This is a genomic window from Cytobacillus gottheilii (assembly GCF_001636345.1).
GTDB lineage: Bacteria > Bacillota > Bacilli > Bacillales > Cytobacillaceae > Cytobacillus > Cytobacillus gottheilii.
This window is the reverse complement of the sequence record NZ_KV440945.1, coordinates 963,284-979,428: the sequence shown is the minus strand read 5'-3', so window position 1 is coordinate 979,428 and position 16,145 is coordinate 963,284. Positions and strand designations below refer to the sequence as shown.

Annotated in this window: 14 protein-coding genes; 5 read left to right on the top strand and 9 right to left on the bottom strand. The window is 39.8% G+C overall.

All coding sequences use genetic code 11. The features are described 5' to 3' along the window. Nucleotides 1–9 precede the first annotated feature (9 nt). Nucleotides 10–1,323 carry a DUF4179 domain-containing protein gene (locus A6754_RS04610; protein WP_066442732.1) on the bottom strand — a complete coding sequence of 438 codons (1,314 nt, stop codon included), beginning with the start codon at nt 1,321–1,323 and terminating at the stop codon, nt 10–12. Then, entirely contained in the window at nt 1,316–1,840 is a 525-nt protein-coding gene (locus A6754_RS04605; protein WP_066442731.1) for a sigma-70 family RNA polymerase sigma factor, read from the bottom strand. Before A6754_RS04605 ends, A6754_RS04610 begins: the two co-directional genes overlap by 8 nt. A gap of 243 nt (nt 1,841–2,083) precedes the next feature. On the opposite strand from A6754_RS04605, the gene A6754_RS04600 reads away from it, so the two are divergent. Continuing rightward, nucleotides 2,084–3,040, top strand: coding sequence for a DUF4097 family beta strand repeat-containing protein (locus A6754_RS04600; RefSeq protein WP_066442730.1), 957 nt, complete (start codon nt 2,084–2,086; stop codon nt 3,038–3,040). A gap of 116 nt (nt 3,041–3,156) precedes the next feature. On the opposite strand, the gene A6754_RS04595 is transcribed toward A6754_RS04600, so the two are convergent. The 3 genes from A6754_RS04595 to A6754_RS04585 all read right to left on the bottom strand — a co-directional run bounded on the left by A6754_RS04595 (nt 3,157) and on the right by A6754_RS04585 (nt 7,339). After that, a complete protein-coding gene (locus tag A6754_RS04595) occupies nt 3,157–6,186 on the bottom strand; it encodes an MMPL family transporter (protein WP_066442729.1) in 3,030 nt (1,009 codons plus the stop codon). Further along, nucleotides 6,183–6,653 (bottom strand): MarR family winged helix-turn-helix transcriptional regulator, encoded by a 471-nt coding sequence (locus A6754_RS04590; protein WP_066442728.1) that lies wholly within the window; start codon nt 6,651–6,653, stop codon nt 6,183–6,185. Before A6754_RS04590 ends, A6754_RS04595 begins: the two co-directional genes overlap by 4 nt. Before the next feature lie 197 nt (nt 6,654–6,850). Then, on the bottom strand, nt 6,851–7,339 hold the full coding sequence (locus A6754_RS04585) for a hypothetical protein (RefSeq protein WP_066442727.1): 489 nt from the start codon (nt 7,337–7,339) through the stop codon (nt 6,851–6,853). 227 nt (nt 7,340–7,566) lie between these two features. Here A6754_RS04585 and A6754_RS04580 point away from each other — a divergent pair, with 227 nt between their 5' ends. The 4 genes from A6754_RS04580 (at nt 7,567) to A6754_RS04565 (ending at nt 11,095) form a co-directional block, all read left to right on the top strand. Then, entirely contained in the window at nt 7,567–8,142 is a 576-nt protein-coding gene (locus tag A6754_RS04580) for a TetR/AcrR family transcriptional regulator (RefSeq protein WP_066442726.1), read from the top strand. Nucleotides 8,143–8,241: 99 nt separating this feature from the next. Beyond that, nucleotides 8,242–10,356: an MMPL family transporter gene (locus A6754_RS04575; protein WP_066442725.1), complete on the top strand. Its 2,115-nt coding sequence runs from the start codon at nt 8,242–8,244 to the stop codon at nt 10,354–10,356. Between the two features lie 93 nt (nt 10,357–10,449). Continuing rightward, nucleotides 10,450–10,671: a helix-turn-helix transcriptional regulator gene (locus A6754_RS04570; protein WP_066442724.1), complete on the top strand. Its 222-nt coding sequence runs from the start codon at nt 10,450–10,452 to the stop codon at nt 10,669–10,671. Then, complete coding sequence (locus A6754_RS04565) at nt 10,655–11,095, top strand: hypothetical protein (protein WP_066442723.1); 441 nt, start codon at nt 10,655–10,657, stop codon at nt 11,093–11,095. The genes A6754_RS04570 and A6754_RS04565 overlap by 17 nt, the downstream gene beginning before the upstream one ends. 1,235 nt (nt 11,096–12,330) lie before the next feature. Here A6754_RS04565 and A6754_RS04550 read toward each other — a convergent pair. The 4 genes from A6754_RS04550 to A6754_RS04535 are packed head-to-tail and all read right to left on the bottom strand — an operon-like array spanning nt 12,331 to nt 16,141. Further along, a complete protein-coding gene (locus A6754_RS04550; protein ID WP_257297411.1) occupies nt 12,331–13,479 on the bottom strand; it encodes a CaiB/BaiF CoA transferase family protein in 1,149 nt (382 codons plus the stop codon). Nucleotides 13,480–13,491: 12 nt separating this feature from the next. Then, nucleotides 13,492–14,640: an alpha-hydroxy acid oxidase gene (locus tag A6754_RS04545; protein ID WP_066442720.1), complete on the bottom strand. Its 1,149-nt coding sequence runs from the start codon at nt 14,638–14,640 to the stop codon at nt 13,492–13,494. 14 nt (nt 14,641–14,654) lie between these two features. Continuing rightward, complete coding sequence (locus A6754_RS04540) at nt 14,655–15,428, bottom strand: enoyl-CoA hydratase/isomerase family protein (RefSeq protein ID WP_066442719.1); 774 nt, start codon at nt 15,426–15,428, stop codon at nt 14,655–14,657. Between the two features lie 41 nt (nt 15,429–15,469). Continuing rightward, a complete protein-coding gene (locus A6754_RS04535) occupies nt 15,470–16,141 on the bottom strand; it encodes a methionine ABC transporter permease (RefSeq protein WP_066442718.1) in 672 nt (223 codons plus the stop codon). Between the last annotated feature and the right edge of the window lie 4 nt (nt 16,142–16,145).

Here is a 16,145-nt window from a genome sequence, read left to right as displayed (position 1 = left end):
ATGTTACTGTTACTTTACTTTTACTTTTGCTCCTCCCCTAACCCATTCTGGGTAAAAGGAAAGTTCTAATGTTAAGGGATTGGCAACCTTAGCGGATTCCAAATGAACACCCATTCTTTGCTTTCCATTTTCAACAGTTCCCTCAACCATATTGCCATGATAGTAATCATTCCCGTTTGCGTCCTTCGCAGAACTGAATAAAGAGTAATTAAACTCTTTCTCTGTTTTCAACTTAAACCACACATCATTTCCGATAACCTCCAAATCTGAAAGAAGGTCTCCTTTAGGCTGTTTTACAATTTCCTCTGTGCTTGTGTCAACAACTACCGTATCATCCTCACGATCAATGGCCTGCAAGCGATTTAGAACAATATATAACTCTTCTGGTTCTTTAAAATAATTACTTTGCAAATATAAAATTTGTTCATGCTCATTTATATAATTAGCGGTAACACCATTGGATATTTTTGTCCAGGCTTCCCCATGTTCGTCAACAAGTCTTAAATCATCAAATGAAAGTATTTTTTTACTATTGCTTTCATCCATTTCTAAGGTAACTGCTACCCTAAGCGGATAGATTTCCACTTGTTTTATAGTAATGTTCTGCTGCTCAATTGATACAGTCTTATTGACTTCGTAAGTTTTCTTTTGTTCCAGCGATTTATTTAAAGAAAAAGGAATCTCGAATTGCTCTTTTTGCGTGCCTGTTCCTACTTCTAAATCTAATATAAAATCAGTTGTTTCTAATGGTTCACTGAAAAACAGCTCTGCAGTCGTATCTACTTTATTTCTTGGAGTATCACTTGGAAAATCAACACCATATCCGCTCGTAGCCATCACTGGGTCTTTCCCTTTAGCACTTTTCAGCTCTAAGTCATGGATCTGATAGTTCGTTTGGTTTTCATTTGACTCGATGGAATAAAAAAGAACCATTCCATATTCATCTGCAATGACATGATCTATATTTACCTTCAAGCCATTCCTTTCCTGAGAAACGCCAACCTCCTGCACATAGTCATTCTCCACGGCAGCCAATAGCCCTTTATCATAGCGGATCTTCTCGACGACCTTTTCCATGCCTGGAATAACCGCTATATAATTTGCCAATACATTTGAGTAGCGGATGCTGACAAAGAAGGTGATGAAGAATACCGCAGCAGCCGCAGAACTATATAGCCATCTTTTTCGCATAACCTTCTTCTTTTGCTGCCTGCCTTTCTGAAAACCTGCTTGAATTGCAGCATCTATATCTTCTGCAGGATATAGTAATTCATCATACGCCTTTTTCCATCCGATTAAATTTTTTTCTTCTTTCTCAAACATGTGACATTCCGCCTTTCTCATCCAGCAGTTTCCGCAATGATTTTAAGGCTTTGTTCAGCCAGGTTTTTACTGTTCCTTCCGGGCATTCCAAAGTAATGGCGATATCTTTGAGTTTCATATCATGAAAATATTTCAGTGTCAGAATTTCTCGAGAACGCTGATCTAACTGGTTCATGGCATCTTCTATCTCTAACAATGTATAGCTATCCGCTTTACCGCTCACATGCACAAGTTCATCATTCAGCACTGTGTGCTTTCTTTTTCGCAGCACGTCATTGCAATAATTGATCATAATTTTGATTGCCCAAGTTTTAAAGAAAGCCTCTTTCCGTAATTTTTTTATCTCTTGATAAATTCGGACTGTGACTTCCTGGACAGCTTCAAGGGCATCCTCCCGATTGTGCAGATAAGCATATGCTGTTTTATATAAATCTAATTTAATGGTGTTAATGATGAAAAGGAATGCCTCATCATTTCCTCGCCGAGCTTTTCGGACGACAGCCTTTTCGAGCTCCACACCGTTCCCCCCTGCCCTAATTTCTATATGTATTAGACCGCTGAATAAGCAAAAGGTTTTCACTTTTTTAGAAAGATACCTATTTATACTCAAATTTTTGAAAGGCGCAGAGAAAAGACCTGCTTTTAAATATACTCAGTACTTATACTCCTCAAGTCTTATATCAGAATCCTGCTATGGCTCAATACCGCTTTCCTTATTTTATAGTAAAATAAGGAAAACAGAGTACAACAAGGAGGATTTATGAAAAGAATTTTTATCATATTTTTAGTATTAGTGAGCTTATATGTTATTGCTACTACTGCCTACCAATGGCTGCCGCTTGGAAGCAGTGCATCTAATGGCAAAGTTGGTTCCAATATTGAAGAAATCGCAATTGAATTAGAAGGTGCAAATGCGACAATTCAAAGAACGAGCGGTGATGATTTAGAAACAGAGCTTGAAGGAAAAGGGGAAGTTAATGTCACAGAGGAAGGCGACACATTGAAAATAAAGTATGAACGTAAGTTTTGGTTCAGCAGCCCCTTTAATAGAACAGCAACGATTGTCATTCATGTTCCTGAGACATTTGACCGCACTTTATCCATTAGAGGCGGATCTGGCACGATTGACGTAAATGGTGAAAATGATTGGCAGCTTGACGAGATGGATGTTAAATTAGGTTCAGGAAAAATAAATGTCCAAAACATCCTAGCAGAAACGGTTTCACTTGAGGCTACTTCTGGCGTGATGAGCGTTGATGGTATTGAAGCCAAAGTAAGTGATTTTTCCATAAGTTCCGGAAAAGCTGATATTAACAATGTTACTGCAGAATCTGTATCTCTTAAAGCATCTTCCGGAAGAATTGATGGGGACAGCATAACAGCGGATGATATTAAGGCAAATCTAAGTTCAGGAGATTTCTCACTAGATAACATGACTGGCGGATTAACAGGAGAGTTATCCTCCGGCCGATTAACAGCTTCCTTTAAAGAAGTTACAGATGATATTGATCTTCGTGCAAGCTCTGGACGACTTCAGCTTGATTTACCAGATGATGGAGACTATACCATAAAAGGCGAATATAATAGCGGGCATATATCTGCGAACCTTCCATTAGAAAACAAATCCGAAAGCGATGATGGCTTTACTGGTAAAAGCGGAGCTGGGACACATGAAGTCAATGTTCGAGTAACAAGCGGTTCAGCTGAGATTAATTAATATTTTTAAAAAGGAGCACCTTTTTCATCATAAAATGGTGCTTTTTTTATTTGACCATGTACAAAAATATAAAAGGCAGCAACTCCATAACAGGAAATCGCTGCCTTTCAAATTATTTATCGTTTAAACGGCCACCAGTTGGCAGCACCAAAGTTTTTCACCATGACCGGGATAAACAATGGCAGAATGACAAGTGCATAGAGGAATAATCCTACAATGACGATCGCTGCAATTTGCAGAAGCGACAGCATTCCAGAAGGCATCATCGCCGCAAAAGTCCCGCCTAGGATGACAGCAGCCGAAATGATTACTGTACCCATCTTTTTCATCGATAACAGCATTGCTTCAGATACAGACAAGTCCCGATACTCATTGAAACGATCCATCAGGAAGATACTGTAATCCACACCAAGTGCAACAAGAATAACGAAAGCAAAGAATGGAACAGCCCAGCTAATGCCTGAGTAGCCAAGAATGTTGACAAAAATTACTTCATTGATCGCCATAGAAGTATAATATGTCAGAATCAGTGAGCCGATTAAATACAGCGGCATGATAAGTGATCGGAACAAGAAAACAAGAATAATCGCTATACCAGCAAGCATTAAAATAACTGTGCGGGTGTAATCCTGATCACTCATTGTTCCTAAATCAGCATTCATGCTTGTTGGTCCGCCAACAGCAACAACTGCATTTTCAAGCTTTGTTCCTTTAGTTGCTTTTTCAACAGTGTCCTTAATTTCAGGAATTTGGCTGATTGCATCATTTGAATACGGATTTGCTTCGAAAATAACATCCAGTGTCATTACTTTGCGATCCTCAGATAAATAGACATCTAGGACTTGAGCAAAATCGTCACTGCCAAGCACATCCTCAGGTAAATAAAACGCGTCTGAGCTATTTGCTAAACCCGTTAAATAGTCTTGCGCAGACCCAAGTCCGTCAGACACTTCTGTTAAGCCATCAACACTTTGGCCGAGTCCATCTGTTAATTCGCCGATCTGTCCATCAAGATCTCCAAAGCCTGCAAGCAATTGTTCCTGCCCAGTCGCAATACCAGCTAAACCATCGGTTAATTCAGGCATCCTGCCGACAATCTGCCCTTGGCCATTTGCCATTTGCTCTAAGCCAGCCTGCTGCTTTTCAAGTCCTGCAAGCAGTTGGTCGAATCCTGCAACTATATTGTTTTGCTCTTTATTTGCATTTTGGAATGCATTGTTTCCTTGATTAATTCCATTTACAATATCCGGCAGACTTCCCTGTAATGCATTAATTTGATTCTTCAGCTGATTGTAAACAGCATCTTCACTTAAATCTGTATACTTTCCTTCTAAGTGACTAAACAAAGCTGAATTTGCTTTTGATAGTCCATCCGATACTTGAGCTAAATTTTCAGCAGCATCTTGATAACCGATGCCCAACTGTTCATATACACCTGCCAGCTGCTGAACGCCAGCTTTCGCTCTTTCTAATCCTGCAATAATCTCAGTTGAGCCCATTGAAGTTTCCCGTAACCCCTGCTCAATCGTTGATAGGTTTGTCTGAATTATTTCAAGGCCTGTTTTCGCCTGATTTGTTCCATCTATTAATTGGTTAATTCCAGCTGTTGATTGTTCCAGCTGTGGAGCTTGATCTGTAAGCATTGTGTTTGCTTCATTCAAGCCGTCCCGAATTTGTTCAACTCCGTCACGGCCATCTCCAATTCCATCTCCGAGTGTTTCCGCCTGAGATCCGACATATAAATCATCCATCACTTCTCCCGTTGGCCTTGAAACCGAGCGGACACTTTGAACTAAGTCAATGTGTGATAGCTCATCGCTGATTTTCTCTGCCAGACTGATATATTCAGTTGAATCCATTTCTTCGTCATTTCGGATAACAACCTGTGTTGGCATGGATTCACCAGGACTAAAGCTGTCAGAAATCGCATTAAATGCTTTGATGGAATTCACATCTCCGCTAATTTCTTCAAGCGAGTTAAATGAAAGCTCTCCATCATATGTGGCTAAGAAAGGTACACATACGGCAGCAACAATCAGCAAGGCAATAAACGGCCTTGCTAAAGAGAACTTGCCAACCGTTCCCCATAGCTTGCTGTCTGCATGCTCTGCCGATCCTTTTGATGGCCAAAACAGCTTTTTGCCCAGGACTGCCATAAAGAATGGAACGATGGTAAAAAGGGCAATAAGCAAAATCGCTACCCCAATCGCCACAGCGGCCGCGGACTGATAAAGAATAAATTGCGAGAAACCAATCGCTGCAAATCCAATCATCACTGCTACACCACTAAAAAATACCGTTCTTCCAGCATTTTTATAAGTAGCTATGATGGCGTCGGTGATACTCTCTGAATGACTCAACTCTTCCTTATAACGACTTAAAAGCAAAATACAATAATCTGTCCCTATACCAAAAAGAACGGCAACAAGGAAAATCTGTGTATAGCTTGAAATCGGAAAGTCGAAATGATCAACAAGAAAACCGACAATTGACTGCGATGCCAAATAGGTAAGTCCAACTGTGACAAGCGGGATTAACGGTGCTATGACCGATCTGAAAACAAGCAATAAAACAGCTATTATAAATACTACTGTAATGCCCTCTGTTTTCTTCAGTCCTTCCTGTGAGCTCGTCATCACGTCCTCACTGATCATCCATTCACTTGTGTAATAATGGTCAACCTTTACATCTTCAACCGCTGTATATAAAGCATCACTTAGCTCCTTTGCTTCACGGTCGTTCCAGTTCACGGTAACTTGAGCCAGTATTGCTTTTCCGTCTTCTGATACAAGCTGATCTCTTAGTGATTCTTCATTAAAATGAGTTAGAATCTCTGTAATTCCAAGCTCTTCTTGCTGGTCCTCCAGTAACCGAATCGCTCTTTCAGCCTCTTGAATATCTTCTTCATTCAGCTTATTTTCATTGTGAAATACCAAAGCGACTCCTGTATCATTGCCGCCGCCTTCATCTTCTTGCACCTCAGACATAATTTCACCTGCAAGTGCTGAAGAGTATTCATCTGGCACGGTAATTTGACCTTTTTCACGAACAAGGTCTCCCATGCTCGGAGCGGCAAGAAAAAGTCCAGCAACAATAGCAATCCATGCAATGATGACAAGCCATTTTCGTTTGATGATTGTACTCACTTTGTCTCCTCCGTCTGAATATTTTCTTTGCTTTGCAGCATAAAGTTCTTAAGCTTCTCAAATGAATCCATAAATTGATTGATTTCATCTTCTTCAAAGTTATTAATCAGTGACTCTACTAACTTCTGAATACGTTCTTCTGTATCTTCGAATAACGCCTTTGCTTTGTCTGTCAGCGTCAAATAGACCACCCTGCGATCACTCTCATCCCGTGTCCGCAGTATAAGTCCTTTTTCCCACAGCCTTGTAATAATGGCTGTAATTGCGCTTTTTTTCACATCAAACACTTCTGCAAGCTCTGACGATGTACATGAACCGGATTTATAAATATGACGCAACGTATAATGCTGATCATACGTTAAGTCACTGCCAACCTGACTTTTCACCAGGCTCTGTCCACAGCGGTTTACAATAAATGAAATTTCAATATAACGATCAATAAGATCTTTTATCGAATGTTCCCCCATGTATATATTCACCTCTTTATAAAATTATTCTCTACTTTAATTATTCAACACATGAACTATTAATATAGTTAACTTTATGAAAAATGATATCTCTTGTCAATAAAAATTTTCCATAGTGCACTTTCATTTTCAGGCAAAAAAACATCGCATATATTTATGCGATGCAAGTAGAATGTGTAATTAGTTAAAAGAGATTCTTATTTCATTCTTCCCTCTAACAGTTCTTTAAAAATAGCATTCAATTCTTTTTTGGTTTTCTGCTGCAGCCATTCAGCCTGATCTATAGGCAAGGTCAATTTTAAGGCAACCTTTTCATATGGCATCTCTACTTTACGAATTTCTTCTAACGTAATGCCTTGTTCTATATCTGGAAAATTAAGATCGTTTTCGTGAACTGCCGGCAGTTCACTATATTCATCAGCATCCTCCACTTCACTGACAAAATTTAAGTGAGGAATCCTTCCAGGCAATATATTCACGGTCATAAATGAAGTAACCAGACTGCCATTCTCCAATTCCACTTCTATAATATGACTTTCTCTATCAGTATACTTTTTAATGGTAATTTCACTGACAATTATATCTAATTGCAGGGTACAGCCGGAATTAGCATGGAACAAATAGATGGCACTATTAAAATAAACTATATTTTCCCCGTCGATCTGTATAGATTTTATTTTAGCCATGCTATATCCTCCAAATCTAATATAAACTCTTATTTTTTTATTATAAGACAACCTTACACTTGTTCATAGCTGCGATATTTTCTCAGAAAAAGTGTAATTGTTTTCAGCGTGTATTGCAAAGAATATTTTATAATCCCAACAAAATTTTTCCATATAAAGTTAATTTCATTTTTCGTTTAGTATGAGCCGGCAAAATACCCTATAATAAGGAATGAGGTGAGTTTTTTATGGCACGGGAACGCAAATTTTCACTTGAGGAATTATACAAACAGGTGAAGCCTTTACTATTAAATAATGGGTATGAAGGATTTACATTCAGTCATCTGGCAGACGCCTTAAATGTGGCCAGAGGCACCATATATAAATACTTTGAAAATAAAGATGAATTAATTACTGCTTATATGATCTTTGAAATGGAACAGTCCCATAAAGAGCTGCAGCAAATCAGTCATATCAGTGACTTTAACGGACAATTTGATTTTCTGATTACGTTTATGTTTCAGAATTCCAACTTGCACCGATTAATAGAGATCGGCAAACAAGTGCAATCCTCTACTGAGGTTGTGAAAAAAAATAAGCAAAGATTGATGGAAATGCAAATTGATATGTATAAGCATTTGCAGGATTTTATTAGCCTCGGCAAGCAGGAAAACATGTTAAAACCCCATTTGCCTGATACGCTCATTTTGGGCTATATTTTTCAATCCATCGCTATTCCAAACCATTTTGGCATCCCCCAATCAGTCTGGGTAAGCTCAATTAAAGAAATGCTTCAATCCGGAATGTTTGCACATAATAATTGACAGAAGTGTCATTTATAAAGATAATGATTACAGCAGGTCTATTACAGACCTCTATATAGTTAAAATGACACAACTGTCACTTTGAGAGGAGAAGAAGAAATGAAAGGTTTTCTGCGAGCAGTCACAGACTGGGTTTCCACGAAAAAAGGAATGTGGATTACATTATCCGCATGGCTCGCTGTCACTGTCTTATTTACGATTTTCGGGCCTAATCATAAGGATTATGAGGTTTCAAATATCGCTTCCTTGCCTGATGATGCACAATCAGTTATTGCAGAAAGTAAGCAAAACCAATATTTCGAAGGCGAAAACGGAATTCCAGCTATACTCGTGTTTCATAGAGATAGCGGGGATCTAAGTACTGAAGAACTCGTTTCTGCCTTTCAAGCTATAGAAAATGAACAAATAGATGGAATCAAGGAACTAATTCCTCTCGCCGCGCTTCCTCCAGCTGCAGTTGAATCCTTTGTTTCTGAAGATCAAACAACTGCATCTCTTCCATTAATTTATCAGGATTCAATGGAAACGAAGGAAATCCAGGATGCAAACCATCAGATCAGTGACATTATTGCTGAAGAATCCGATCTTGAATTATTTATTACTGGACCTGCAGGCATTTCATCTGATTCTGTAGATTTATTCTCAAGGGCCGATTTAGTATTGCTGTTCTCTACAGTTGGCTTAATCTTAATTCTTTTAATTGTCATCTACCGCTCACCATTGCTTGCACTTATTCCATTACTCGCAGCTGGTTTTGTATACCAGGTTGTAATGAAATCACTCGGATTCCTTGGAGCCTCGGGATTAGATCTCAGCCAGCAAACCATATCCATCATGTCGATCTTATTGTTTGCAGCTGTTATTGATTATTCACTTTTCGTCTTTTCTCGCTATCGTGAAGAATTAAAGAGATATGAAGACCGCTTCGATTCCATGAAATCAGCCATGCGCGAAACGGGCTTGCCTGTCTTTTTCTCAGGGGGAACCGTGCTCGCAGCCATGCTTGTCTTATTTTTCGCTCAGTCAGGCGATTATCGTAATTTTGCCCCAACCTTTGCAACCGCAATGGTGATTATTATGCTTGCTTCAGTCACATTAGTGCCAGCATTGTTCACCCTTTTTGGACGCAAAGCATTCTGGCCGAAGGTGCCTAAGGTGGGCGATGAACAACTTAATAAGAACTCATTTTGGAGTAAAGTCGCTCGAATCGTTGTGAAGAAACCAGGCACGGCAGTATCGATCATTGCTGTTTTCTTAATTGTATCATCCTTAAATCTATTCAACCTTCATTATGAGTTTGATACCATTAAGTCTTTTCCAGAGGATATGCCTTCAAGACAAGGCTATGAACTGCTATCTGAGAAGTTTGCCAAAGGGGATATAGCTCCTGCAACGGTTCTCTATGAAGCAGAAGAAGCGATCACACCAGATGATGCTGAAAATCTAAGATTAGCCCTGGAAGATCAATTATTAGTAAGAAGTGTTTCAATCTCAGAAACAACCGATGATTCTAAGGTGATCTCCTATTCAGTCACATATGATGAAAATCCCTATTCAGAAGAAGTCATTGATGCTATGGAACAGACAATTGAAGAATCGGATAATATAATCGAAACAACAAATCTAGAAGGCAATTTATACTTTGCAGGCGAAACGGCAAGTCTAGTGGATGACCGCAATGTGAACAATCGCGATATTATTGTAATAGTCGCACTTGAGACGATTCTTATTTTTGTGATGCTGATCTTCTTAACAAGATCGATTAAAATGCCAATCTATATGATTGGAACCATTTTAGTATCACTGCTGTCTGCTTTAGGATTAGGGTTATTTTTATCCGACCTATTCTTTGATATTAGTGCCATCAGCAATCGCGTGCCCTTATATGCCTTTGTTTTTCTTGTGGCACTCGGCATTGATTACAATATCATTCTTGTGTCCCGCTTTCAGGAAGAACGCAAAAAATATCCTGTTAAAAAAGCTATTGAACTGGCTGTCTCTAGTACAGGCGGAGTCATTTCCTCTGCGGGGATTATTCTTGCCGCAACCTTTGCTGTCTTAATGACACAGCCGATTCAGCTGCTCTTCGTCTTTGGCTTCATTGTTGCCGTTGGGATTTTACTAGATACCTTCCTGATCCGCGGCGTGCTCCTGCCTGGACTGATTGTCATGCTGGAGAAGGATGAGCATGCAGAGAAGGAAAAGCAGGAATAAAATTATTGATTTGCTGTTGAAAAGAACCTGATCATTTCAGGTTCTTTTTTGTTATGTAATTTATATTTTACATTTTCAATATGGAGGGCTGCTATGAAAAACAATGTGAAATTGGCTCGAATAAAAGCAAATCTAACTCAGCAGCAGCTGGCGGACGGTGTGGGCATTACAAGGCAAACGATCAGTTTGATTGAAAAAGGAAAATATAACCCTTCCCTGAAATTGTGCCTGCAAATTTGCTACAGAGTAAACGCTCAATTGGATGAAATTTTTTGGATTAGCGAGGAGGAATTTAACAGTGAAGAAAATAACTGATGAACGTCTAATCATGAAGAATTTAAAAAACATTAGAATTGCCTTTGCTGTCCAGTCACTAGGCATTTTCGCCATTCTTTTCTATGAATTTTTACAAGGCGGAATAGATCAAATGCGTAATAACCCGATTTGGCTAGTGTTTATGGTGACCACGGTCGTGCTTGCCTACTTATCGATGAACATTAGTGTTGACAGTGAGCGCACTTTAACTCAGTCCAATCGGTCACTTCAGATTAGTGCGATAGTTACTTTAATGATTAGTCTGATTGTAGGCATCCTTACAGCCAATACACCTGGCTATGGAATATGGGATGGTGCGATCATCGGCGGCATTATTTTTATCTGTGGCCTAGTTCCTTCTTATTATATATACCGCTTGAGAAAACGGAAGGAAGAAGTGTTTGAAGAAGATGAGGATGAATAGACAAAACGGCAGCTTGAATCAGTGGGAGGCTTTCCTTTCTCACTGATTTTTTGATGGAACAGCTGGAAAAGTACTGTGAAGGGGTTGTTGGTTTGTTAGTTTTTTTGAGTTTCTTATCAAAATTCCGGTTTTTGACTCTTAGATGAACTAATTAACAGAAGAAAACGGCTTAATAATGGATTGGTTTTTGCTTTTTAGAGAAAAAATGGTTTATAGAACTAGCTTATTTTTGGATTGCTGATAAGATATTTGGGGTTTCTATCAAACTGTTTGGGGTTTCTATCAAAAGTTCTGGGGTTCCTATCAAATTTTTGTTTTATCCTATCAAACTTATCAAGTTTCCTATCAAAAATTCGCTTTTTCCTATCAATTTTTCCGGTTTTCCTATCAAAAATCCGTTTTTTCCTATCAAACCACTTTTTTGAGCCTAAAATTAACGATTAACCACGCAATTATTCTCTTTTCACGAAAACCCTAACCATGTTCCTGCCCGCCAAAATAGATTTACCTGCTAATTATGAGTTTCCTAAGAGATTTTTTGGGGTTCCTATCAAAATTTCTGCGTTTCCTATCAAAATGTTTGGGTTTCCTATCAAATTTCCGCTCTTTCCTATCAATTTTTTCAGTTTTTCTATCAAAAATTCGGTTTTTCCTATCAAACCGCTTTTTTGATCCTAAAAATAACGATTAATCACGCAATTATTCTCTTTTCACGAAAACCCTAACCATGTTCCTGCCCGCCAAAATAGATTTACCTGCTAATTCTGAGTTTCCTAAGAGATTTTTTGGGGTTCCTATCAAAATTTCTGTGTTTCCTATCAAAATGTTTGGGTTTCCTATCAAAATTCCGCTCTTTCCTATCAATTTTTTCAGTTTTCCTATCAAAAAACCGCTTTTTCCTATCAAACCGCTTTTTTGATCCTAAAAATAACGATTAATCACGCAATTACTCTCTTTTCACGAAAACCCTAACCATGTTCCTGCCCGCCAAAGTTGATTTACCCTGCTAATTATGAGTTTCCTAAAAGATTTTTTGGGGTTCCTATCAAAATTTCTGGGTTTCCTATCAAAATGTTTGAGTTTCCTATCAAATTTCCGCTCTTTCCTATCAATTTTCACGACTTTCCCATCAAACATCCGCTCTTTCCTATCAAACCCCCATTCTCCCCACATATCCAATCTGCCGACCCACATAAAAAAGCGGCTTGCCATATGACAAACCACTTCCCCCAATCCTATAAACCAAGCTCGGCGCGAATCTCTTCGTTATGTTCTCCTAATCTTGGAGCAGGTTTTGATAGTTTGGCAGGAGTTTGTGAGTATTTTGCGGGAAAACCCAATGTTTTCAAAGTCCCAAATTGATGGTGTTCGTATTCGAGGATCATTTCACGTTCCTGGATATGCTGATCATTCATCGTTTGATCATAGGAATAAATTGGTCCAGAAGGAATGCCGTTGTCTTCAAGTAATGCAAGCCAATGAGCGGATGAATGTGTTCGCAGCACATTCTCGATATCCACTTCAAGCTGCAGGGCATGCTCATTTCTTAAAGAATTGGTTGCATAGCGCTCATCTTCAAGCCATTGGGGTTGATCCACTACATACAGACAAAACTTTTCCCAAAGTTTTTGATTGGCAGCACCGATTAAAATAAAGCCATCTCCAGTTGCATAACCTTGATACGGAGCCGCGGCACGGTGAGCTGTTCCATTTCGTTTCGGAAGCTGTCCTTCTCCAAAATAGGCTGCCGCCTCCCATACGGTCCATGCTAAAGCTGAATCGACAAGAGAGACATCAATATATTGTCCTTCACCTGATTTCAGCTTATGGATATAGGCTGTCAGCACCGACTGAATAGCCGTTTGTGCTGCTGCGATATCATGAATGGCAATGCCGACCTTAACAGGCTTTCCATCCTTTTCTCCTGTCATATCCATGATGCCAGACAAGCCTTGTGCCATAATATCGAAGCCGCCTTTATTTCTGTATGGACCTGTTTGCCCATAACCAGAAATTGAACAATAAATGATGCCGGGGTTAAGCTCTTTTAATGTCTCATAATCGATCTTCAGTTTTGCTGCCACACCAGGGCGAAAGTTTTCAATAAACACATCTGCTGTTTTCACAAGTTCATAGAGGACTTGTTTGTCTTCCTCTTCCTTCAAGTTAAGGCAAATTCCTCTTTTGTTGCGGTTGACCATCATAAACATATGGCTCTCTCCGTCAATGTAAGGGCCCATTCGTCTTGTATCGTCGCCGCCAGGAGATTTTTCCACTTTGATCACTTCTGCCCCCATGTCACCTAGAACCATAGTACAGTAAGGGCCTGCTAAGATTTGGGTTGCATCAATCACTCTCATTCCGCTTAGTGCCTGTGTCATCATCTGCACCTCCCTTTAAGTTGTTTGAACCAATTTCACAGAGGAAAGCCCGGCAATACTGGAGGCACCAGCTAATGAGATGGACACCTTTGTTTCCTGAATAAAATTCTCGAGCAGCTTTTCTACTCCTTTTTGTCCCCCAGCTGCCAGCGCATATACAAAAGGTCTGCCGATGCACACCGCGTCTGCTCCAAGCGCAATTGCTTTCACTACGTCTGCTCCACGGCGGATGCCGCTGTCAAACAGCACGGGAATTTGTTTATTAACTATCTCGGCGATCGCTGGCAATGCTGAAATTGCAGAAATGATACCATCCAGCTGCCTGCCGCCATGATTTGAGACAATGATGCCATCAATTCCATTCTCAACCGCTAATTTGGCATCTTCGGGATGCAGAATTCCCTTCAAAAGAATCGGCAGCTTCGTTCGTTTTTTAAGCTCAGCCACATCTTCCCAATTTAAAGACGGATGATGGATATTATTTAGTATACCTTGAATGATGCTTTCTTCACTTTCATCAGGAAGAGATTGGAGAAATACCTGGTCACTTTCATAATTAGCTTTGCCATAGCCAAGCTTAAGAGGGGAAAATCGGTTCCGCAAGTCCTCTTCTCTCCAGCCAAGCATCACGGTATCTACTGTTAAAACGATTGCTTCAAAGCCTGCCTTTTCAGCTCGTTCAGCCATATGGAAGGAAACACTGCGATTATTTGACCAATAAAGCTGAAACCATTTTGGACTTAGGGAGGAAACTTCTGCTACTTCCTCAATGGAATAACTTGAAACCGTACTTTGCACAAATGGAATTCCATAGCGTGCAGCTGCCTGAGCGACAGCTAAATCAGCACCCTCATGAGCAAGCTTTAGCATGCCAACTGGTGCAAGCAGGAAGGGATGGTCATATTGTTTTCCAAAAAGTGTGATGCTTGTATTAATACTAGATACATCTGTTAATACTCTTGGCACAATGGAATGTTTTTGAAAATCTGTCCGATTGCTTCTTAATGTTTCTTCACCACCGGCTCCAGAGCGTACATATCCAAAAGCACCTGCTGACATCACCGTCTGTGCACGCTCTTCCAGCTCTTCGTATGAAATGGGAAAATAATCGCCTGCATTCATATTTTGCAATAAGGCATCCTTACTATTTACAGGAACAGCCATTTACGTCACCATCCTTACTTAAAATTTGGTTTTCGCTTTTCTAGAAACGCTTGAATGCCTTCCTGGTAATCTTCACTTTCAAAAGAGGCCAGGATGAGCTGCTCGATTTTTTCATCTTCTTCAATGGCACCGTTTAAAACGGCATGAATGACTTTCTTTGTTCCGATTAACGCCAGTGAAGACTTCTCAGAAAGCTCTTTAGCGTAATCATATGCTGTTGTTAAAAGTTCATCTTTCGGGAGTATATGGTGCACAAGTCCAATCTCTTTTCCTTCCGGCGCTTTCACAAGCTTTCCTGTATAAAGCATGTCTTTAGCAATTGATGTTCCAACAGCATCAATAAGCCTTTTCGTGCTTGCCAGATTATAGATAATCGCTAATTTTGCAGCCGTTATGCCAAGGAGGCTTTCTTGTGAGGCAAATCTGAAATCACAAGAAAGTGCCAATTCTAATCCGCCGCCAATCGCTAAACCTCGTATGGCTGCAATAGTGGGTTTTGGGAAATGGTAAAGCTTTTCAACCGTCTCCAGAGCAATGTTATTATACTGTTTCGCTTTCTCTGCCGAAGTCCGATTCTGTAAAAATTCACTGATATCCGCACCGGCACTAAAAGCAGACTCATCTGCACCGCACAGTACGAGTACTTTTACTTCATCATCATTTTCAATCTCATCCAGCAGAACGGAAAGCTTCTGAAACATGTGTAAATTGAATGCATTTTTTTTATGAGAGCGGTTGATAATGATGCTCGCAATCCGCCCTTCCTTCTTCCAATAGAGTTCTTCCAATGTTCATCCTCCTTTCTATGATTCTTATCTCGCAAAATACACTAGTCCTTTTTCAAACGGGCGGCCAATCTGTTGCCAATGGTTTGAATGGTTTGCACTAAGATGATTAAAATTAGAACCGTTGCATACATCACGTCAACTTCATAACGTAGATGCCCGAACCTATAAGCCAAGTCCCCTAAACCACCTGCTCCAACAAGTCCAGCCATTGCGGTTGCTCCAATTAAGCCGACCGTAGCAATCGTTAACCCTAAGATAAGAGAAGGGCGTGCTTCACGCAGCATCACATTCCAAATAATTTGACGTGTCTTGATGCCCATTGCTTTATAGGCCTCCAGCACCCCATTATCCACTTCCAATAAAGCTGTTTCTATGAGCCTGGAAATATACGGTGCTGTATAAATAACAAGCGGAACAATAACTCCTTGGACTCCGATCGTTGTCCCGACGATAAATTTGGTAAAAGGCAGAATAAAGAATAGTAAAATAATAAAGGGCACAGAACGAATAATGTTAATGATTAAATTTAAGCCGCCATACACCCATTTGTTATGCAGCGATTGGCCAGGCCTTGTTAGAACAACGAGAATGCCGAGGGGCACACCAATTAAAATGGAAAATAAAAGTGAAACACCGACCATTTGGAAAGTCTCTACGACTGCCTTGCCGATAATCGGCAGCCACTGATCTGTAAATTGCTGAAATCGATCCATTTTG

What these genes read in the sequence shown, in the direction of transcription:
- A6754_RS04610 (WP_066442732.1), bottom strand. Translation starts at nt 1,323, where the DNA reads ATGTTTGAGAAAGAAGAAAAAAATTTAATCGGATGGAAAAAGGCGTAT.
- A6754_RS04575 (WP_066442725.1), top strand. Translation starts at nt 8,242, where the DNA reads ATGAAAGGTTTTCTGCGAGCAGTCACAGACTGGGTTTCCACGAAAAAA.
- A6754_RS04580 (WP_066442726.1), top strand. Translation starts at nt 7,567, where the DNA reads ATGGCACGGGAACGCAAATTTTCACTTGAGGAATTATACAAACAGGTG.
- A6754_RS04545 (WP_066442720.1), bottom strand. Translation starts at nt 14,640, where the DNA reads ATGGCTGTTCCTGTAAATAGTAAGGATGCCTTATTGCAAAATATGAAT.
- A6754_RS04570 (WP_066442724.1), top strand. Translation starts at nt 10,450, where the DNA reads ATGAAAAACAATGTGAAATTGGCTCGAATAAAAGCAAATCTAACTCAG.
- A6754_RS04535 (WP_066442718.1), bottom strand. Translation starts at nt 16,141, where the DNA reads ATGGATCGATTTCAGCAATTTACAGATCAGTGGCTGCCGATTATCGGC.
- A6754_RS04590 (WP_066442728.1), bottom strand. Translation starts at nt 6,653, where the DNA reads ATGGGGGAACATTCGATAAAAGATCTTATTGATCGTTATATTGAAATT.
- A6754_RS04550 (WP_257297411.1), bottom strand. Translation starts at nt 13,479, where the DNA reads ATGATGACACAGGCACTAAGCGGAATGAGAGTGATTGATGCAACCCAA.
- A6754_RS04585 (WP_066442727.1), bottom strand. Translation starts at nt 7,339, where the DNA reads ATGGCTAAAATAAAATCTATACAGATCGACGGGGAAAATATAGTTTAT.
- A6754_RS04600 (WP_066442730.1), top strand. Translation starts at nt 2,084, where the DNA reads ATGAAAAGAATTTTTATCATATTTTTAGTATTAGTGAGCTTATATGTT.